At 70.0% G+C, this 19868-nt stretch carries 17 protein-coding genes; 11 read left to right on the top strand and 6 right to left on the bottom strand.

Features of this window, described 5'->3' with window-relative positions; genetic code table 11:
• The first annotated feature begins 29 nt into the window (after nucleotides 1–29).
• Nucleotides 30–2186: an alpha-amylase family glycosyl hydrolase gene (locus tag AC6JA9_RS22340; protein WP_426746335.1), complete on the top strand. Its 2157-nt coding sequence runs from the start codon at nucleotides 30–32 to the stop codon at nucleotides 2184–2186.
• A 79-nt stretch (nucleotides 2187–2265) separates the two neighbouring features.
• On the opposite strand, the gene AC6JA9_RS22335 is transcribed toward AC6JA9_RS22340, so the two are convergent.
• A complete protein-coding gene (locus AC6JA9_RS22335; RefSeq protein WP_141330411.1) occupies nucleotides 2266–2472 on the bottom strand; it encodes a hypothetical protein in 207 nt (68 codons plus the stop codon).
• Between the two features lie 225 nt (nucleotides 2473–2697).
• On the opposite strand from AC6JA9_RS22335, the gene AC6JA9_RS22330 reads away from it, so the two are divergent.
• Nucleotides 2698–2973, top strand: a complete 276-nt coding sequence (locus AC6JA9_RS22330) for a hypothetical protein (protein WP_046713894.1) — start codon at nucleotides 2698–2700, stop codon at nucleotides 2971–2973.
• Nucleotides 2974–3036: 63 nt separating this feature from the next.
• A complete protein-coding gene (locus AC6JA9_RS22325) occupies nucleotides 3037–3774 on the top strand; it encodes a PHP-associated domain-containing protein (protein ID WP_223749041.1) in 738 nt (245 codons plus the stop codon).
• Nucleotides 3775–3816: 42 nt separating this feature from the next.
• Here the strand turns inward: AC6JA9_RS22325 and AC6JA9_RS22320 are convergent, their stop codons facing one another.
• The 3 genes from AC6JA9_RS22320 to AC6JA9_RS22310 all read right to left on the bottom strand — a co-directional run bounded on the left by AC6JA9_RS22320 (nucleotide 3817) and on the right by AC6JA9_RS22310 (nucleotide 6333).
• The gene (locus tag AC6JA9_RS22320; RefSeq protein WP_497957789.1) at nucleotides 3817–4566 is read right to left on the bottom strand and encodes a hypothetical protein; all 750 of its coding nucleotides are present in this window, start codon (nucleotides 4564–4566) and stop codon (nucleotides 3817–3819) included.
• A 312-nt stretch (nucleotides 4567–4878) separates the two neighbouring features.
• Nucleotides 4879–5226: an FmdB family zinc ribbon protein gene (locus tag AC6JA9_RS22315; RefSeq protein WP_497957788.1), complete on the bottom strand. Its 348-nt coding sequence runs from the start codon at nucleotides 5224–5226 to the stop codon at nucleotides 4879–4881.
• 15 nt (nucleotides 5227–5241) lie between these two features.
• Nucleotides 5242–6333 (bottom strand): hypothetical protein, encoded by a 1092-nt coding sequence (locus AC6JA9_RS22310; protein ID WP_324289177.1) that lies wholly within the window; start codon nucleotides 6331–6333, stop codon nucleotides 5242–5244.
• A gap of 483 nt (nucleotides 6334–6816) precedes the next feature.
• Between AC6JA9_RS22310 and AC6JA9_RS22305 the strand changes: the two genes are divergently transcribed.
• The 4 genes from AC6JA9_RS22305 (at nucleotide 6817) to AC6JA9_RS22290 (ending at nucleotide 10364) form a co-directional block, all read left to right on the top strand.
• On the top strand, nucleotides 6817–7287 hold the full coding sequence (locus AC6JA9_RS22305) for a Fur family transcriptional regulator (RefSeq protein WP_194869482.1): 471 nt from the start codon (nucleotides 6817–6819) through the stop codon (nucleotides 7285–7287).
• 1 nt (nucleotide 7288) lies between these two features.
• Complete coding sequence (locus tag AC6JA9_RS22300; protein WP_223749037.1) at nucleotides 7289–7807, top strand: TlpA family protein disulfide reductase; 519 nt, start codon at nucleotides 7289–7291, stop codon at nucleotides 7805–7807.
• Between the two features lie 113 nt (nucleotides 7808–7920).
• On the top strand, nucleotides 7921–8202 hold the full coding sequence (locus AC6JA9_RS22295) for an FtsB family cell division protein (protein ID WP_046718030.1): 282 nt from the start codon (nucleotides 7921–7923) through the stop codon (nucleotides 8200–8202).
• The gene (locus tag AC6JA9_RS22290; protein WP_223749036.1) at nucleotides 8199–10364 is read left to right on the top strand and encodes a sensor domain-containing diguanylate cyclase; all 2166 of its coding nucleotides are present in this window, start codon (nucleotides 8199–8201) and stop codon (nucleotides 10362–10364) included. Before AC6JA9_RS22295 ends, AC6JA9_RS22290 begins: the two co-directional genes overlap by 4 nt.
• 61 nt (nucleotides 10365–10425) lie before the next feature.
• Here the strand turns inward: AC6JA9_RS22290 and AC6JA9_RS22285 are convergent, their stop codons facing one another.
• Entirely contained in the window at nucleotides 10426–12654 is a 2229-nt protein-coding gene (locus tag AC6JA9_RS22285) for a di-heme oxidoreductase family protein (protein WP_473565302.1), read from the bottom strand.
• A gap of 229 nt (nucleotides 12655–12883) precedes the next feature.
• On the opposite strand from AC6JA9_RS22285, the gene AC6JA9_RS22280 reads away from it, so the two are divergent.
• The gene (locus AC6JA9_RS22280) at nucleotides 12884–13672 is read left to right on the top strand and encodes a class I SAM-dependent methyltransferase (protein ID WP_223749034.1); all 789 of its coding nucleotides are present in this window, start codon (nucleotides 12884–12886) and stop codon (nucleotides 13670–13672) included.
• 3 nt (nucleotides 13673–13675) lie between these two features.
• Here the strand turns inward: AC6JA9_RS22280 and AC6JA9_RS22275 are convergent, their stop codons facing one another.
• The gene (locus AC6JA9_RS22275; protein ID WP_223749033.1) at nucleotides 13676–15385 is read right to left on the bottom strand and encodes an HAD-IG family 5'-nucleotidase; all 1710 of its coding nucleotides are present in this window, start codon (nucleotides 15383–15385) and stop codon (nucleotides 13676–13678) included.
• 383 nt (nucleotides 15386–15768) lie between these two features.
• On the opposite strand from AC6JA9_RS22275, the gene AC6JA9_RS22270 reads away from it, so the two are divergent.
• The 3 genes from AC6JA9_RS22270 to AC6JA9_RS22260 are packed head-to-tail and all read left to right on the top strand — an operon-like array spanning nucleotide 15769 to nucleotide 19855.
• Nucleotides 15769–17838 carry a serine/threonine protein kinase gene (locus AC6JA9_RS22270; protein WP_497957787.1) on the top strand — a complete coding sequence of 690 codons (2070 nt, stop codon included), beginning with the start codon at nucleotides 15769–15771 and terminating at the stop codon, nucleotides 17836–17838.
• A gap of 8 nt (nucleotides 17839–17846) precedes the next feature.
• Nucleotides 17847–18512, top strand: a complete 666-nt coding sequence (locus tag AC6JA9_RS22265) for a response regulator (RefSeq protein ID WP_223749031.1) — start codon at nucleotides 17847–17849, stop codon at nucleotides 18510–18512.
• Nucleotides 18513–18538: 26 nt separating this feature from the next.
• Nucleotides 18539–19855 carry a M16 family metallopeptidase gene (locus AC6JA9_RS22260; protein WP_223749030.1) on the top strand — a complete coding sequence of 439 codons (1317 nt, stop codon included), beginning with the start codon at nucleotides 18539–18541 and terminating at the stop codon, nucleotides 19853–19855.
• The last annotated feature ends 13 nt before the right edge of the window (nucleotides 19856–19868 follow it).

Genomic DNA, 19868 nt, shown 5'->3' with positions numbered 1-19868 from the left:
GAGCGGGCCTCCCGTAGAAAGGCGCTCGCATGACGCACTCCCGCATGGTCCGTTCGCTCGCGCTTCCGGTGTTGCTCCTCTCCGCGGCTTGTGGTGACTCCGAAGACTCCATCCCCGTCCGGACCTGCGAGGTGGTGCTGACGTACGCGCCGCAGCAGTCGCTCGTGGGCGCGGTGTCGGTCGCGGGGGAATGGAATGGCTTCTCCTCCTCCGCGCTGCGCATGGCGGACCGGGGTGACGGGGTCTACACCGCGCGCCTGGAGGGGCTGGAGCCGCGCGACTACGGCTACCGCTTCGTCATCGGCCAGCAGCAGGTGATGGACCCGCAGAACCCGTACTCCCGCTGGGTGCGCGCGGAGGAGTACTCGCGCCTGACGGTGCCCGACTGCCGGCAGCCCATGCTGGAGCTGCGCCGCTTCACCGCGACACCCGAGGGCGTGCTGGACGTGGAGGTCGCGTACGTCGACGGCACCGACGAGGCCGGCCCCGACACGGGCAAGGTGGTGGTGACGCTGGATGGCCAGCCGCGCCCCGACGCGTTCGACGCGAAGACGGGCCGCATCACCCTGCGCGAGGAGGCGCTGGGGCAGGGCAAGCACCACGTGAAGGTGGTGGCCACGGACAAGGCGGGCCGCTCGGCCGAGCCGCTCTACCTGCCGTTCTGGGTGGAGCCCCAGAAGTTCCGGTGGGAGTCCGGGCTGATGTACTTCGCGTTCACGGACCGCTTCCTCAACGCCCGCCCGGACAATGACGGGCCGGTGGCGGACGTGGACCCCATCGCCAACTACCAGGGCGGCGACTTCGCCGGCATCACCCGCAAGCTGGAGGACGGCTACTTCGACTCGCTGGGCGTCAAGGTGCTGTGGATCTCGCCGGTGGACCAGAACCCCGAGGGCCGCTTCATCGGCACGGGCGGCAAGTACTACTCGGGCTACCACGGCTACTGGCCCACCCGGCCGCGCACCACGCAGCACCGCTTCGGCTCGCTCGAGGAGCTGCGCGCGCTCACCGCCGCGGCCCACAAGAAGGGCATCCGCGTCATCGCCGACCTGGTGCTCAACCACGTCCACCAGGAGCACCCGTACTGGGTCACCCACCGCGAGGACGACTGGTTCAACACCTCCGCCAGCTGCGTGTGCGGCAGCCAGGACTGCGATTGGGAGGAGAAGCGGCTGACGTGCAAGTTCACCGACTACCTGCCCGACTTCAACTGGCGCTCGTCGAACATGGTGGACCAGTTCATCGCGGACACGCTGTGGTGGCTGGAGGAGGCGGACTTCGACGGCTTCCGCATGGACGCGGTGAAGCACATGGACCAGGTGGCGGGCCGCACCCTGCGCGGGCGCCTGCGCGACCTCACCGCGATGACGGGCACCGAGTTCTACCTGGTGGGTGAGACCTTCGTGGGAGCGGATGGCCGCTCGCAGATCGCCCGCTACATCAGCCCCCGCGAGCTGGATGGCCAGTTCGACTTCCCGCTGTACTGGCCGGTGCGCGAGGCCTTCGCGGACGGCCAGAGCCTGGAGCGCGTGGACCAGGCCGTGCGCGAGAACGAGGTCTACTACGCGCCCGGCACGCTCAACTCGCCCTTCCTGGGCAACCACGACGTGGCCCGCTTCATGTCCCAGGCCGCGAAGCAGCTGGACGGGGAGGGCGGAGACCCCTGGAGCAGCGCGCGCCCGGCGGCCACGGTGACGGACGCGGCCGCGTTCGAGAAGGCGAAGTACGGCTTCACCTTCGTGCTCACCCAGCCCGGCGTGCCGCTCATCTACTACGGCGACGAGGTGGGACTGCCCGGCGCGGGAGACCCGGACAACCGCCGGCTGATGCGCTTCGATTCCACGCTCACCGCGCTGGAGGCGGACCTGCTCGAGCACGTGCGCAAGCTGGGGCAGGCGCGGCGGGCGTCGCCGGCGCTGCAGACGGGCTCGCGGAACACCCTGCGCGTGGAGAAGGACCTGTACGTGTACCAGCGCTCGCTGCCGGACGGGCAGGGCGCGGTGGTGGCCATCAACCGGAGCGACGTGGAGCGCCCGCTGGTGGTGGAGCCCCTGGGGAGCCTGGCGGCCAGCGCCGCGACGTACGTGGACGTCTTCAGCGGAAGGACGCTCCAGCTCGCCGGCACGGAGACCCAGCTGGTCGTCCCCGCGCGCAGCGTCGCCGTGTACGTGCCTCGCGCCGAATAGGCCGCTCGGGATGAGGGAGGAGGGGGGCCGCCCCCTTCCGGACCGCGGACCCGGCAAGGGCCGCGGGGACTGCCTGAGACTACGGCTGCGACGGCTGCTGCTGCTTCCCGTGCCGGTAGAAGAGCACGAGGGTGTAGCAGTGGAATTCGTTATCGGACGACTGGCACACCACGCGATCCACGATCTCCAGATCGGAGTTGCTCTTCATCCAACGGGTGACGTTCTCACCCAGCTCCTCGCGCTCCTTCGCCTTGGTGGCGGAGAAGACCTTCACGCCCGTGAACATCGCCTGCCACTCCTTGTGCGGTCCCGACACAGGACAAGGGGGCTTTATCGCACGGGGTGTTCAGAGGTGTCAAAAACCCGGCTTCCTGGCGGGGGGTGTGGGGGTGGCCTCGTGGCGGGGGTTTGCAGCGCGGGGGACATGCCTAGATTGTCCTGGTCGCACCCGGTTGGGGGCGCTCGCGGCAGGGGCCACGAGTGGCGGCGTGTTGGGGAAGGGGGCAGGCCCGTGGACGTGAAGACCAAGAAGGATCTGGCGGTTGATTTCATCAACACCATCCGGACGATGGAGCCCACCGCGCTGAACGCGCTCATCGTCAAGGAGGCGGGGGAGGAGCTGGCGCAGTTCTTCCTCAACTACAGCGCCAATCTCATCTCGAAGGACCCGTCCCGGGTGCTGGAGAACACGTCCTCGCTGATGCTGATGGGCTACCTCATCCGCACCTACGAGGAGAAGAACACGCAGGCCAAGCAGGGGACCTTCCAGTCCTACGCCTTCGCCTGAGAGGGGCGGGGCGGGCAGCACGGGCTCGACAGCCCCGGGGGAGCCTGTTAGGGAGCGGCGCCCATGCTCATCGACCTGCACGCCCATTCCCACCTGTCCAAGGGGTGCGAGCTGGACCCTCGCGCCGTGCTGGAACGGGCCGCGATGTTCGGCCTGGACGGGGTGGCCTTCACCGAGACGAACACCCAGGACGGCTGCGACGAGCTGTTCGAGATTGGTGCGAAGGCGAAGGTGAAGGTCTTCGTCGGGCTGGAGCTGGTCACGGACCGAGGCCAATACCTGTGCTTCTTCCCGAAGCCGGAGCTGGCCCCGGAGCCCGTGCAGATGTGGGGCAGCAACCGCGAGAAGCCCTGGAGCGCCGCGGAGTGTCTGCCCAAGGTGAAGGCCCTGGGTGCGGCCATTGTCGCCGCCCGGCCCTTCGACAGGGATTCTCCGAACCCGGCCATGGATTACGTCCGCTCGCTCAACGTGCTGTGCGCGGTGGAGGGCTACAACGCCCGGGTGAAGCAGACGTCCAATGATCTGGCAGTGGAGGCCGCCGAGGCGCTCAAGCTGCCGTGCACCGGTGGCAGCGACGCGCGGGGCTCGCTGGACGAGGTGGGCCGGGGCGCCACGTTCTTCAAGAACCCGGTGACGTCGCAGGCCCAGCTCATCGCCGAGCTGCTCAAGGGCGAGTTCTGGCCGGTGATGGCCGGCGAGCTGCCCCGGCTGACGCGCCCGGGGGAGGCCCAGGCGGCCCGCAAGCAGGGCGGCGGTGGGGGTGGCAAGCGCCGCCGCGGTGGTGGCGGCGGTCGCCGGTAGGGCCTCGGCGGCTCAGGGCGGCACGCAGGCCCCGGCCTCGTCTCAAGGCAGAACGGAGGCCCCGGCCTCCTCGGCGCGAGCGAGCCGGCCGTCCGACAGGAAGGCCTTGCGGCGCCCGCCCGGGTAGGTCCACTCTTCGTTCTTGGCGGCGCCCTCCAGCGAGCGGCGCACCAGCTCCGGCGGGCCCCAGGCCATGCGCACCGCGTCCGCCGACATGTTGGCGACCAGGCGCTTCTTCCGGATGGCGTCGCGCACGGGGGCGGCGAACGCCTCCATCAGGGCCTTGGGGTTCTGCGGGGAGAGGTACTTCTCCAGCTCCGCGCGGAAGGCGTTGGGCTGATCCAGGTTGGGCGGCAGCACGAGGATGAGGGGCGGGGCGTCGGGCTTCGCGCCGTCCTCGGCCAGGTACACCCAGGGCCAGGTGCGCGGGGTGTAGAGGACGCGCTCGGCCACCACCCACGCGGTGGGGAACTCCACCTTGGTGATGCGCAGCTTCGTGCCCACCGGCAGGGTGCGCTCCACCGCGCCGGGGGAGATGGGCTTGCCGCTGCTGTCGTCCAGGAGGCGCACGTCCTCGGGCGCGTAGGGCGTCAGCAGGCGCTTGGAGCCGTCGCCGAAGAAGGGCGTGACGTTGCCGGACAGGCGCAGGTACTGCTCCGCGTCGGGGCCGGTGAGGGTCCGCTGGAGGGACGTGCGGGCGTCCGGCGCCATGCGGGTGTAGTTGCCGCAGCCGGCCGCGAGCGCGGTCAGCACGAGGACAGTCAGGAGGGAGTGGGGGCGTCGAGCGAGCATCGGGGCACCTTCCGCGACAGGGCGCGCGGGAGGTCCCGGTTTAGCTCAGCGCGAGGCCTGCGTCAGCGTGGACTCGGCCGCGCTGTCCCGTTTGCCGCCACGGCAGCCGCGCTGCGACGGACACACGGGGCCTCGGCCATGCGGGTCCGGAACGAGCAGGAAGCGGCCGAGCCCGCGCGTATCCGTGAGCTCCGGATGGCCACACAGGGCGCAGCGACGGGGAGGACGCTTGGAGGGAGGGAAGGGCACGGGGAGCGAGTGTGCGTCGCTCCCGGACCCCGCGCGAATTTTCAGCCCCTCCCGCCCGGGCGACTACTTCTTGTCGCTGGAGGCCGCCGCCGGCGTGGAGGAGGCGGGGCTCGACGCGGCGGGCGTGCTGCTCGACGACGAGCTGCTGCTGGACGACGCGCTGCTCGACGAGGACGAGCTGCTGGACGACGAGCTGGAGGAGGACGACGAGTCGCCGTCCTTCTTCGTGGAGCTGTACAGGTCCGAGTACCAGCCTCCGCCCTTGAGGACGAAGCTGGAGCGGCTGACCACCTTGGTCAGCGAGCCTTCCGCGCCGCAGGCCGTGCAGGCCGCGGGCGTCGGGTCGGAGATCTTCTGCAGCACGTCGATGATCTTTCCACAGCTCTGGCAGGCGTACTCGTAGATGGGCATGGGTGGTTTGCCTCTTCAGGGTGTTGAGGAAGGGCCACCGGAGTGCAGCTGCTTGCGCAGCCCCTCCGCCAGCCCCAGGCGCTCGATGGCGCGGAAGACCAGCTCACCGGGCGAGCCATACTTGCGGCCCACGGCCTCGGCCAGGCCGTGCAGGTCCGAGGCGGTGGGGACCTCGTCCTTCAGCAGCCGCTCCAGCTCCTTGCGGAGCGAGTCGTTGAACTTGCGCTGGATGCCCAGGTCCGCGAGGTACTTCTCGCGCCCCAGCAGATCCAGCCGGTGCGTCAGGTGGGACGTGGCCAGCGCCTCGCGGCGGAAGCGCTCGCGCAGGGCCTCGACCTCCTCGGTCAGCCCCACCGCGGACACCAGCCGCTGCAGCTCCGGCGGGCTCACGCCCAGCGCCCAGCCCACCCGGCCCGTGGCGCCACGCTGCTGCGTGTAGGCGTCCAGGAGCTGGAGTCGCTCCTTCTCCTGCAGCGCCTCCAGCAGGCCGTGATCGCGCAGCACCGTCTCCAGATCCACCAGGGACAGGTCTCCACGCGAGCCATTGAAGCGGTGCGAGAGGTTTCGCAGCAGGGCGAAGCGGTGCTCGGAGCCCTCCAGCGAGGCCTCCAGGACGTCCTTGCCGCTCTGGCGCGTCAGCTCCACGAACGGGCTGCGAGGCGCCTCCACGCGGGTGAACCGGCCGCGGGGGCGGGGCAGGTCGCGGCGCAGGAAGCTGTGCCCCTCGTCCTGATCCATGGGCGAGGTCGTCTCCTCGTCCACGGCGACGCGCTTCTTGGGGGCGATGCGCTCCAGGATGGAGGGCTCCTCGGCCTTGGCGCCCTTCTTCGCCGCCTTGCTGGCGCCGTCGCCCGAGGGCTGGGGGGCCGGGGTGGCGAAGGAGGGGATGGCCGGGCTGGCGGCGGGCGCGGGCTTGGGCGTCTTCTGCTCGCGCACGTAGGCCAGCTCCCGCGCCACGTCGTAGAAGCCGCAGGACTGACGCTGCGCGGCGACGGCGGGGGCGGTGCCCTGGAGGATGTCCACCACGGCGAAGGGGCCGAGGGGGGAGGTCTCCGGCTCACCGTCGGCGAGGGCTCGGACCCGGAAGTCGTCGTCCTCGGCCAACAAGGCGAGTGCTTCCCGGACCTCCGGGGCGGGGGCCGGCGACTTCGCGCGCCGGCAGAAATCCGAGACGGCAACCGCCACGGGGGTGGGAACGTCGTCGGGCTGTCGTCTTCTCTGCCAGGGGCTGGTCATGGAAAGGTGCGGAAAAATGCTCGTTTACGAGGGCGGATGCCTCTATCTTCGCGGCCAGACAGGTGTCAATGAGCCAGTCCGACTCCATTCTAAACAGCCTGTGGCGGTTGCAAGTCGCGATGGGGGGCGAGCGGAGGGGGGAGGGCTTGCTGGCACCGGCTGCCGGACGTTGCCGGCGGGGTGGGCTGGAGGTATCAGATGCCCCACGTCCGGAGACCAACAGTCGTCGCTGACGCTTTACTTCGAGGATGACCGGAGCCTGGGGCGGGGCGGGAAGCGCGCGATTCGCTCGGCGCGGTTACAACAAGGATGAGGAGGGGCGCCGCAAGGCCGGCCTCCTACCGAGGGATTTCCATGCAGGGCCACGAAGAAATCAAGGACAAGGACGAGGTGCTCGCCCGCTACATGGCCCAACACGGCCTCAAGAGCACGCGGCAGCGCAGCCTCATCATCGACACCTTCTTCGCCGTCGGCGGCCACCTGTCGGTGGAGGAGCTGTGGAACAAGGTTCGCTCACAGGACGCGAAGGTCTCCGTGGCCACCGTGTATCGGACCATGAAGCTGCTCAACGAGTGCGGCCTGGCCCACGCTCGCAACTTCGGTGACGGCCAGACGCGCTACGAGGCGGCGGCGGGGAGGGACCATCATGACCACCTCATCTGCACCCGCTGCGGCACCATCGTCGAGTTCGAGAACGACCGCATCGAGACGCTCCAGGACGCGGTGGCCCGCAAGCACGGCTTCACGGTGACGTCGCACAAGATGGAGCTGTACGGCTTGTGTCGTGACTGCCAGCGCGGTGGCGGCCCACCCTCGGAAGCGTGACATGCGGGCCGTCCTCCGGGTCGCGGCCTGTGCCGTCCTGCTGACCGTCGCGTCGGCGGGCTGCGCCGGGTCGCGGCCGGTGGACGCGGGGCCGGCCTTCCTGCACGCGCTGGCCCTGCCGTCGGTGGGGCCCACGCGCCACGACGTGGGCAAGCTGTCCGGCAAGGTCGTCCTGGTCTCCTTCTTCGCCACGTGGTGCTTCCCGTGCCTGGCGGAGATGCCGACGCTGGAGGCGCTCCAGCGCGAGTACGGCGCCCAGGGCTTCCAGGTGGTGGCCGTGGGCATGGACCTGGAGGGCGCCCGCGTGCTCCAGCCCTTCGCGGACCACTACGCGTCGCCGTACCCGGTGCTGCTCGCCTCCGAGCGCATCATCGACGGCCGCAGTCCCTTCGGCCCCATCAAGGGGCTGCCCACCACGGTGCTGCTCGACAGGCGTGGCCGCGCGGTGGCCGGGTGGCAGGGCGTGGAGGGGCACGCGGACGTGGCGAAGGCGATCGAGAAGCTCCTGAAGCAGGACTGACGGCTCCGAGTCGCGCGGCTTGCGTCGCGCGCGCGTGAGGCCGCGTCGACTGCTACAGGGCTGGAGCGGATTACTTGCGGGGGCAAGGCTCGCTGGTACCGTCCGTGGCGTTCATGACGGCACGCGGAAAGCTCCTGGGTGTGGCGGTGGGTGTGGCGGGGGCCTTGAGCCTGCTGTCGGTGGCGGACGCCAAGGGCTTCCGGCGCTACCTCTCCCTGCGTCAGGACGTGAGCGCGCTGCAGCAGCGCAACGCCGCCCTGGACGCGCAGAACGAGGCGCTGCGTCAGGAGATCGCCGCCCTGCGCAAGGACCCCGCGGCGCTGGAGCGGGCCGTCCGTGAAGAGCTTGGCTACGTGAAGCCGGGCGAACTCGTCTTCCACCTGGAGTCCCCATGACGTCGCTGAGCACGTTTCCGTCGCCCGGGAAGTTGCTGCGTCACGTCGTGCGGCTCATCCCCGCCGCGGCGGGCCTGTCCACCTTCGTGCACCTGGCGCGCGGGGGCTTCCGGGGGCTGCACACCCTGGAGTGGACCGAGGCCGGGCTGGTGCTGTTCCTGTTGGTGGGCATCGCCGTGGCGGCGTGGCGCCGGGCCATGCGCGGCTCGGTGGGCGCGGTCATCGACCTGCGCGACGACCTGGAGCTGGGCGGCGGGTTGATCGCCGCGGCGTTCATCGTCGTGGCCATCGGCGGCGGCGAGCTGTTCCCCATCGTCTATCTGTTGATGGCGTTCCTGGTCGCCTTCCTGCCGCGCAACGCGGGGCTGACGCTCTTGGGCGTGGCGCTGGTGTTCGACGGGCTGGTGACGCTGGGCGGCCCGTGGCCGAACCCGGCCAGCTTCGCGACGCACTCGGCGTTCCTCGTGCTCTTCGCGGGCCTGTACCACCTGGTGCTCGCCTCGCGCATCGCGGTGGCGCGCCGGGCGGAGAGCGACGCGGTGCAGAAGCGTATCCGCGAGGTGGAGGAGCGCGCGCGCACCTTCCGCCTGGTGAGCTCCGGCACGCAGGACAGCTTCAGCGGCATGAGCTCCGACGAGAAGTGGCTCGTCGCCTCGGTGAAGGAGATTGAAGGCGCGGTGCACGCCGCGCTGGAGATCGCCGAGACGGGGCTGCGCACGCACACCTGCGCGGCGTTCCTGCTCACGTCGGATGACCGGAGCCTGAAGCTCTATGACTGCCGCTCCGGCTCGGACCGGGTGCAGCGGGATCGCTTCGGGGCAGGGGAGGGCATCATCGGCGGCGTGCTCAAGCGCCGCGCGCCGGTGCGGATGAACTCGCCCCAGGGCCTGAAGGGCGTCTCGTACTACGACGGCGGTGGCCCGGGCGTGCAGGCGCTGTTGGCGGTGCCCATCATCGAGGGCGGCGGACTGGTGCGCGGCGTGCTCGTGGCGGACCGGCTGGGCAACGAGCCGTTCAGCGACCAGGACGAGAAGCTCTTGTCCACCATCGCCGGCGAGGTGCTGCGCTCCATCGAGGTCGAGCGGGTGATGAGCTACATCCGCAAGACGCGCGACGAGAAGGACCGGTTCTTCCGCGCCATCGAGGAGCTCAACCGCGCGGGCAGCCCCGAGCAGGTCTTCGTCGCGGTGCTGGAGAGCACCCGGCAGCTGGCGGGCCTGGACTTCTGCGCGGTGACGCTGGTGTCGGAAGTGGAAGGCAAGCGCATGCACCGCGTGGCGCGGATGACGGGCGTCACGGCGCAGGGCAAGGCGCTGGAGGGGCGCTCGTTCCAGGACAACAACGGCCTGGTCGCCAACGTGGTGCGCTACGGCGCGCCGCTGCCGGGGCGTGACCTGAAGGCGATGGACCGCCAGGTCATCTTCGACGACGAGACGCAGATTCGCGGCCTGGGCGCGCTGAAGATCTTCCCGCTGGTGGCGGGTGACCGCATCCTGGGCACGCTGGTGGCGGGCTCGCGCAAGAAGGCGAACTTCGAGCAGGACGTGCTGCGGATGATCGAGGTCATCGCCATCCAGGCCGCGCAGGCGGTGCTGCGCGCGCAGCTCTACGAGCAGATGGAGCGGATGGCGACCACGGACGGCCTCACCGGCCTGTTCAACCACCGCACCTTCCAGACGAAGGCGGACGAGATCCTCGCACAGGCGCGGCGCTACCAGCGCAAGTGCTCCGTCATCCTCACGGACGTGGACCACTTCAAGAGCGTCAACGACACCTACGGCCACCCGACGGGAGACCAGGTGCTCAAGGGCGTGGCGCGCATCATCAAGTCCATGGCGCGCGACACGGACATCGTCGCCCGCTACGGCGGCGAGGAGTTCGTCATCATCATGCCGGAGACGGACGCCAAGGGCGCGTACACCATCTCCGAGCGCATCCGCGAGGCGGTGAAGGCGGAGGTCTTCCAGACCGAGATGGGCCCGCTGCGCATCACCATGTCGCTGGGCATCGCCACCTTCCCGGACAACGGGATGGAGAAGCAGCAGCTCATCGACCTGGCCGACCAGTGCCTCTACCACTCCAAGCGCAACGGCCGGAACCAGTCGGTCACCGTGGCCATCATGCAGGGCGGTCGGAAGCTGCAGGCCGTCAACGAGGCTTGAGTCCTCCGAGCCCGGGGAGCCCGCGTGTGGCGGACTCCCCGAGCCCGGGATGAGGCTTCGGTTACAGCGTCTGGAGGAAGCGCAGCAGGGCGGCGCGGTCCGCGGCGTTCATGCCGGCGAACGCGTTGCGAGCGGCCTGACCCTCACCGCCGTGCCAGAGGATGGCCTCGGTGAGCGAGCGGGCGCGGCCGTCGTGCAGGTACGCCTCGCCGCCGCTGACGCCCGCCGTGAGGCCGATGCCCCAGAGCGGAGGCGTGCGCCACTCGGCGCCGCTGGCGATGCCCTCGGGCAGGTTGTCCGCGAGCCCCGCGCCCATGTCGTGCAGGAGCAGGTCCGTGTACGGGCGGATTGTCTGGCCGCGCAGCTCCGCGTTCGGGTGGAAGGCGCTGGTGGTGAAGCTGGTCGCGTGGCACTTCGCGCAGCCGGCGTTCTGGAAGAGCGTCTCGCCGCGCTGGGCCTGGGTGTCGCGCAGGTCGCGCCGCGCGGGCACGCCGAGCAGCGCCACGTAGCGGACCATCTTGTCCAGGTCCGTGGCGTTCAGCTCCTGGCTTGTGCCCGAGCACCCCTGCTGCGAGGAGCCGCAGTCCAGGGAGGGGAACACGGCGCTGGTGACGCCGATGTCCCGATTGAGGGCCTCGGCCACCTGGTGCTTGAGCCGCGCGATGCCCGCCTTCCAGCCGAAGCGCCCCAGCCGCGTCTGGCCCGTCTCCGGGTCGACGACGGCCTGCATTCGGCCGGAGATGCCATCGCCGTTGCTGTCGTTCGGGTCCGCGAGCGCGGCCACGGACGTCTCCGGGATGGCCTCCAGCAAGCCCAGGCCCACCAGCTGCGGGGTGATGCGGGCCGAGTGGTTCGTCGGGATGACGTTGAGGAAGCTGTAGTTGGGCTTGCGCAGCTCGTACGGCGTGCCGTCCGCGAAGGTGCCGGTGCTCGTCGTCCAGCTGGCGATGCGCACGTCCGCCTCGGGCGTGCCGCTGGTGCTGCGCGGCTGGAGGCGGAAGCCGAGGAACGGGTCCGCCGTCACCGTGGTGCCGCTGACGCGCCCCACCTTCACCACGTAGTTGCCCAGCGTGGTGTTGACCGCGGGCGGCAGGCCCCGGCCGTTCTGGGTGTGGCACGCGATGCAGGAGCGGGAGATGTAGTTCGGCCCCAGCTTGTTCGCGTGCGCGGTGAAGAGCGGGTTGCCCGGCTCCGAGTGGCTGCCGTCGCTGAAGTCCGTGTGGTGCAGGCGCCGGCCCTCGACGAAGGGCTGCGCGTTCACCGGCGCGATGTTCAGCGCCATCTGGAGGAACCGGTTTCGCGGCTCGTTGGAGTACGGGTAGTTCAGCGTGGTGCGGCCGCCGAGCCAGGCCGTCTCCGGCAGGGGGAACGAGTCCAGGATGGCGCCCTGGCCCTCGAAGGGGACGATGCCGGCGGTGCCGACGATGTAGAGCAGGGCGCGGCCGTAGTAGTTGAAGCGGCCTTCCACCGGTTGTCGAAGGAAGACGCCGGCTTCGATCTCCATCCGGTCGCCCACGCGGATGGCGCGGCCCTCCTTGGCGTTGAAGTTGACGCTGGCGGTGTAGAGGTAGTCGTTCACCCGCTCGAAGGTGCCGTTGTGGAAGTACTCCGCCACGGTGTTGAGGCCGCGGAAGAAGGCGCGGAAGTTGGTGCCGTCATGGGGATAGACGGTGTGCAGGTTCACCTTGATCTGACTGCCGCCCTTGGCCACCTCGTCGATGATCTCGAGCCAGAAGGTGCGGTTCTCGAAGTAGCGCGCCAGGTAGTGGTCGTACGCCTGGTACTGCGACTCGCGCGCGTGCCTGTCACGGACGCGATCTCCCACACGGGTGATGAGCGCGGACGTCGTGTTCTGCGTGGTGGCGGGCTCCTGCGCGGTGCCGCTGTTGAAGAGCGGCACGATGTTGCCCACGTCGGGGGCAGGGCCGGCGTCTTGAGGCCCGGGGCCCGCGTCCGGTGTCCCGGAGCCCGCGTCCGGCGTCTGCGTGCCAGAGTGCGTGTAGCGCGCCCAGGCGGTGTCGTAGGCGCAGTTGCACGCCACGTCCCAGTACGTGAACGAATAGTCGACGACGTCGCCGGTGTTCAGCCCGCTCACCGTGTACTGGTTGCGGCCGTTCGTCACGGCCATCCGGATGTTGAGCTGCCCACCGTTGTTCACCTTGTAGTGGATGTCGGCCCACGACGTGGTGTCGATGAAGAAGATGGCGGACGAGCCAGACGGCTGAGCGCCATAGGTGGCGGCGCTCGCGGTGCTCGCCGCGAGGCCCGCCAACAGCAATGCCACGGCCATTCCTGTTGCTCTGTTACGCATGCGCGTTCTCCAGGGGGAACCTCCGCATGGTGGCCTCGGCTTTCTCCACCATCCGAAGGAAGTAGAGGTTTAGGCCGGGCAGACAAGAATTCCTATGATGTTCGGAAATTTTAGCTACTAGGGTCTAAATCCCGACATTCGTGAGAGGACGGACTTGCGTCCTGATGCGTTGCGTTGAGGTGGGCCTGGGGCAGGATGCGCGGCGTTCATGCAACCGGTGCCCTTGGCGGTGACGACGAGCAGCAAGGCGGACGAGGCCCAGCGAGAGGAGGCCCGGGCGGTGGCCGCGCGTTGGGGGCTGCCGTGGATGTCGCGCAAGCCGAAGGAGGGCATCGCCCCGTGGCTGGGCATCAAGGCCGAGGCCCTGCTGGTGGTGGGGGATGACGGCGTGACGCTGTGGGCGCCAGGCGGTTCCTTCGGGTTCCATGCGGGCATGGCGCACTTGAGGCGGCTGCGGCTGGCGGCGGGGGAGCCGGACACCTTCGTCCGGGTGGCGGAGCTGCGCGCCGGAGACGCGGTGCTGGACTGCACGCTGGGCCTGGCACAGGACGCGCTGGTGGCCTCGCTGGCGGTGGGGCCCGCCGGGCGCGTGGTGGGCGTGGAGAAGAGCCTCCCGTTGTGCGCGGTGGCGTCGGAGGGCCTGCGGCACTTCGAGCTCGGGCCGGACTCGTGCGCCATCGAGGTGCACCACGCGGACGCGCACGCGTATCTGAAGGGGTTGGCTTCCGCGTCGTTCGACGTGGTGTTCTTCGACCCGATGTTCGGCAAGCCGAAGAAGGCGCAGGCCGCGTTCGAGGTGCTGCGGCTCTTCGCGGAGCACGCGCCGCTGACGGCGGAGGCGCTGCAGGAGGCCCGACGCGTGGCGCGCCGCTGGGTGGTGGTGAAGGGCGCGCGCTACTCGGATGACCTGCGCAAGCTGGGGATTGCTCCGGAGCCGACCTCGCGCTTCTCGGACGTCACCTGGGGCAGGGTGGCCGCGCTGCCCCAGGCACCGTGAGCGTCAGTCCTTCCCCGCGCCCTTCGGAGGTCCTTCGCCGCCCATGGGCGACAGGCGCGCGGAGAGCGCTCCGGCCTGCTCGTGGGGCATCTGGTCCCTGGGCGAGCGGTAGTACTGCATGGGTGAGTGGTGCAGGAAGTTCGACACGCGGCTGGTGTACAGACACGCGTACTGCTCCACCTGGTAGCCGAAGCGGCTGTTCTCGTTGCCCTCCTTGAACAGCAGGCCCCAGTACGGGTTGAAGCCCTCCTCGACGTCCTCCTCCAGCGTGTCCGCGATGTCCGTCGCCTCCTTCAGCGCGCGGCGCATCTTGTCCAGCTCCGACTTGAGCTGACGGCGCTGCTCCTCCGTCGCCTCGCGCTCCTCCGGCGTCAGCGGCTCGCGATCCAACCGACGCTCCAGCAGGTTCAGGAGCGTCTTGTGGTGGTTGACCTCGTCGTCCAGGCGCTCGCGGAGGATCTCCATCTGCGTGAGCGTGCCGATCTCCTCCTGGCGCGTGGCCGTGTACGTGATCTCGTCCTCGATCTCCTGGACGATCATGCACGTGCGCCACAGCGACGACTTCTTCGACTTGAGGATGTCGCCGTAGATGTGGTCGCCCACGTAGAGGATGTTCTCCCCACGGTAACCGGTCAGCTCCTCGAAGCGCGCCAGGTTGCCGCCCGAGTACACCTTGCCGCGGTCCAAGGTCGTGGCCTCGCCGATGACGCGCCCCTCCTCGGTGGACGGATCCAGCTCGAGGAACGGCCGCCCGTCGGTGAAGAAGCCCGGCTTGCCCGCCGCCGTCACCACCACGTCGAAGTAGTTGCGCCAGCTCGGGTACTCCGGCAGCTGCCCGTCCAGCAGGTACTTCATCAGCGCGTCCGTGTAGTCCCACGCGGAGTTCGTCAGCAGGAACAGCCGCTTCCCACCCGAGCGCAGCTTGTGCAGCGCGGGCCCCAGCTCCGGGTCCAGGAACACGTAGCGCCCCAGGTCCTTGCGCACCTCGCGCTTGAGCGAGTTGTCCCGGTGCACCGCGTCGATGGCCTCGCGGATGTCGTCGTAGAGCTTGCCGTAGTCCACCTTCTGGCCCAGCGACTCCAGCAGCTCGATGATGCCCGCGAACAGGCACGTCTCCGGCAGCGCGAAGAGCGTGTCGTTCCACGCGAACTGCGGGTTGCGCAGCCGCACGCGCTTGTTGCGGTATAGCTCCCGCGAGACCTCCGACTTGAGCGGGCGCAGCCCGTGGTAGGCGCGGCCCACGTGGCCGAAGCGGTCCATCTTCAGGATGTTGCCGTTCACCCGGTCCACCGCCAGCCCACGCATCACGAAGTGATGGTCGTAGAGCAGGTGCCCCACGACGGCGGGGTAGTGGTACTCGCAGATGAGCTTGGCGAGCGTCATGTCGAACGACAACTGCTCGAGCCGGCGCATGTGGTAGATGGCCAGCGTGTAGTCCATGTCGAAGCCGATCAGCTCGACGCCGGACATGCGCAGGTTGCGGTTGACGAACACCTCCCGCGCCCTCGGAACCGAGTCCCTCGGCTCGCGCCGGGTGGTGAGCAGCCGCGTCAGCGTCTCGTCTTCGAGCAGCTGCTGGGCATGGCGCTCGGCGGCCTCGGCGCGCGCGCGGTTGAGTGGAGAACGAAAGCTCCCGTGAAGCGGGTCCGGCGAGGGCCCGCCCGGGATCGGACGGAAGGGTGACAGGGTTGGAGCCACGGGACGTCGACACATAACACGCGTACGGGCCCACGGCTCGGTCCTTGAGGGCACCGCTGGGCCATGGCACGCTGACGGACCGCGATGCGTTCGCCCGCCCGACGTCAGCCCTCGAAAGCGCCCGAGGACCTCCATGCGCGCCTGGCCTACCGGGTCGCCGCGCTCGAGGACCGGGTGCGTCGGCTGGAGGCCCGCCTGCGCGCCGCGTCCGCCCCGCCCGCGCCCCGTGCGTCGCCCCGACGGGCGACCGAGCCCTCGGCGCCCGCGTCCCGGCGCGCGCGTCCCCGCTGTCCGGGTTGTACCCTGGAGCTGCCCCCGGGCCGACGCGGCGAGTCGTGCGTCTGGTGTGGCTTCGTCTTTTCCGCCGTGAGTCGGCGCCGCCCGGCACGAAAGAAGCGATGAGCGCCACCTACCGTCTGACGGGACGCATCGAGTCCGGAGAGCTCGCGGAGCTCTACGAGGCCGTCCAGGCTCCCTCGGGCGAAGTGGTGGTCAAGCTCTTCCACCCCAAGACGTCGGACCCCGCCTACGCGCTGGACCTGGCGGAGACGACGCGCCTGCTCCAGCCCGTGCGCCACCCGGGCATCCTCCACGTGGTGGACATGGGCGTCGTGCGCCAGCGGCTCGCCGTGGTGCGCGAGGACATGGACGGCTACCTCCTGGGCACCGCGCTCCAGCGGCTGCACACCAAGGAGGTCGTCCTCCCGTACACGGTGGCGCTCTACATCGTCATCCAGCTCCTGGACGCGGTGCAGAAGGCGCACGAGGCGGGCGTCGTCCACGGCGCGCTCACGCCCGGCAACGTGGTGCTGGGGCGCAACGGCACGCCCGCCGTCTGTGACTTCGGCGCCATGCGCGCGCTGCTCGCGGTGCCCCAGCTGCGCAAGTCCTTCGCGGGCCGCGGTCGAGGCACCTACCGCGCGCCCGAGGTGACGCGAGGGGAGGCCGCCACCGAGGTGGCGGACGTGTATTCGCTGGGCGCCATCGCCTACGAGCTGCTCACCCAGCGCGAGCCGGTGGTGCCGGGCAGCGGCGGCGTCTCCACGCGGCGCAGCGAGTCGCTGCCGCCGCCCAGCCGGTTGGACCGGCGCATCAACAGCCGGTTGGATCCGCTCATCCTCCGCGCGCTGGAGCCCAACGCCGGGCGGCGCTTCCGCTCGTGCGGCGAGTTCTCCAACGCGCTCCGCAACTTCCTCTCGGCCAGCGGCGGCATGCCGGGCATCGAGGACGTGCGCCGCTTCGTCAACGAGCTGTTCCCCAACGAGGTCAGCGTCGCCAGCACGGCCCCGCCGTTCAAGGAGCCGTTCCAGTTGGAGCCCATCTCCGGCGCGGAGATGGACGACCTGGGCGCCGAGGAGCCCGAGGCCTCCATCGTCCAGCGCGCTCCCTACAGTCGGGCGCTCACGGAGGCGGAGGCCGGCGCGGAGACCCAGGAGTCCGTCCCCGGCTTCGACGAGTACCGGCCCGAGGAGTACGAGCAGGACATCGCCTCCACGCAGACCCGCGTGAAGGACGCCCCCGCGCCCCAGGCCCCGGCTCACGGTGAGGACTGGACGGAGGGGACGCACACCGCGGCGGTCGAGCAGGACTGGGATGCGCCTCCGGGCGCCGCGCCGCCCAAGCCGCGGCGTCAGCAGGGACAGCAGGGGACGGGCATTGCGGCCCCCGGTGCGCGTCCGCCGGCGCGCAACGCCCGCATGCGCGTGGTGGAGGACTTCTCCGCGCCGTCTCCGCTGTCGGATGACGACGAGGAGTTCTCCGTCGCCGGCCGTCGCGCCGCGGCCCGCGCGAAGCGTCCGCCGCCGCCGGTGGAGAAGGGCCCGCAGACGCTGCCGGACCCGATGCCCGCGGTGGTCCGCCCCGGCCATCGCGCCGACATGGCGGTGCCGGCGTCGACCTCCCAGGACATCCCCGTGAGCTCCGCGGCGCCCGCCCGCCCGAGCACCCGCGCGCGGCTCATCCTCGCGACGGAGGCGCGTCGGGGCCGCTGGCTCGCCATCGCCGGCGTGCTGGCGCTGGTGGGGTTCGCGACGTTCCTGGTCGCCGCGTGGCGGCTGGGTGATTCCGAGGCGTCCGCCGAGGAGGAGGTCGAGCCCCTCGGCACGGGCCCGTCGCCCGCCATCCCCATCCCCCGGCCCGCGCCTGCGCCGAAGGCCGCGGTGGTGGAGCGGGAGCCGGAGCCGCGCGCGGAGGAGCCCGAGGAGGAGGTCGTCCCCGCGAAGGCGATTCCGGCCTCGCAGCGCGGCTACCTGACGCTCACGACCAACGAGCCCGCCAAGGTGTATCTGGACGGGAAGCTCATCAGCAGGACCACGCCCCTCAAGCGCTATCCCATGCGCGTCGGCGCGCACGAGCTGGAGCTGGTCGCGCGCACCACCGGCGAGCGCATGCCCCTGTCCGTTCAGATCCGACGAGGGAAGTTGACCTCCTCGATCGTGGTCGACTTCCGCCCCGCTCCCCGACGGTGACTGACTCCATGGACCGCACCCGCATCTTCGTCGTCGAGGACCAGCCGCAGCTGCTCAAGAACCTGCTCAAGGTGCTGAGCACCTTCGACGAGCTGGAGGTGGTGGGCAGCAGCCAGGAAGGGGAGGCCGCCGTCGAGGACATCGTCCGCGTCCGGCCACAGCTGGTCCTGTTGGACCTGGAGCTGCCGGGCATCAACGGCATCCAGGTGACGCAGAAGGTGAAGCGCCAGGCGCCCGAGGTGGAGATCCTCATCCTCACGTCCTTCGACGACGAGCAGAAGGTCTATGAGGCCATCCAGGCGGGCGCGTCCGGCTACCTGGTCAAGCGCGTGGGCCCGGAGAAGATCCGCTCCGGCATCCACGAGGTCATGGGCGGCGGCACCGTGCTGGAGCCCATCATCGCCCGGCGCTTCTGGAACTACTTCCAGTCCATCCAGGGCAAGCCCGCCACGCCGGAGAAGAAGGCGGACAACCCCTGGAAGCTGACGCCCACCGAGTTCGAGGTGCTGCGCTACGTGGCCAAGGGCCTGTCCAACGCGGAGGTGGGGCAGGTGATGACGCTGGAGCGGCGCACGGTGCGCACGCACCTGTCTCATATCTACCGGAAGATGGGGGTCAACTCCCACGTGGAGGCGGTGGTGATGGCCCTGCGTGAAGGGGTCGTGGACCTGTAGCCGCGCCCTGTATACGGTGGGGGTCTATGCGCAAGGCCCCCTCGAAGACGTCGGCTCCCGCCCGCGCCGCGGACCCCTCCCTCCAGTCGCTGTTCGACGTGCATGAGGCCACGCTGCCCAATGGCCTCCAGGTGCGCCTGCTGGCCAACCACCTGGCCCCCGTCGTCAGCCTCTACACCTTCTTCAACGTGGGCAGCCGCAACGAGCGCCCCGGCATCACCGGCATCAGCCACCTGTTCGAGCACATGATGTTCAACGGGGCCAAGAAGTACGGCCCCAAGATGTTCGACAAGACGCTCGAGTCCAACGGCGGCAGCTCCAACGCGTACACGTCCCACGACATGACGGTGTACTACGACGACTTCTCGTCGGACGCGCTGGAGACGGTGCTGGACCTGGAGTCGGACCGGATGCGCTCCCTGCGCATCTCCCAGGAGATGCTCACCAGCGAGCGCGAGGTGGTGAAGGAGGAGCGCCGCGTCCGCATGGACAACGACATCGGCGGGATGATGGACGAGGAGCTCGGCTCGCTCGTCTACAAGGCCCACGCGTACCGCTGGCCCGTCATCGGCTGGATGGCGGACATCGAGGCGATCACTCGCGAGGACTGCCAGAACTACTTCCGCACCTACTACGCGCCCAACAACGCCATCCTCTACATCGCCGGGGACATCGACCCGAAGAAGACGCTGGCGCTGGTGCGCCGCTACTACGGCGACATCCCTCGCGGCCCCGCGCCCCAGCCCGTCATCAACGCGGAGCCCGAGCAGCGCGGCGAGCGCCGCTCCACGGTGCGCCACCCCGCGCAGTCGCCCGCCGTCGTCATCGGCTACAAGGGCCCCCCGGCCCGGGACGAGGACACGCTGGCGCTGGACGTGGCGCAGTACGTGCTCACCAAGGGCGAGGGGAGCCGGCTGACGCGCTCGCTCTTGTACGAGCAGAAGGTGGTGGTGGGCGTGGGCCTGGACTGGTCCTGGCGCATCGACCCGGGCACCATCCTCTTCTTCCTGGAGCTGATGCCGGACTCCGATCCGCAGAAGGCGGAGGCCGCGCTGTACGCGGAGCTGGAGAAGCTGGCGCGCGACGGAATCACCGAGCGCGAGCTGCAGAAGGCCCTCAACAACCTGCGCTCGGACCACCTGCGCGAGCTGGGCACGAACAACGGCCGCGCCCACGCCATGGGCAACTACGAGGCGCTGCTGGGTGACTGGCGCCATGTGCTCACGCTGCCGTCCGCCTACGCGTCCATCACCCGCGAGCAGGTGCAGGCCGCTGTCAGGAAGTACCTCATCCCCGAGCGCCGCTCCGTCGTGACGCTGCTGCCCGCGCCCTCCGAGGCGTGAGCCCGGACCGACT

Source organism: Myxococcus sp. MH1 (assembly GCF_059738865.1).
This window is presented reverse-complemented; position numbering and strand designations above follow the sequence as displayed.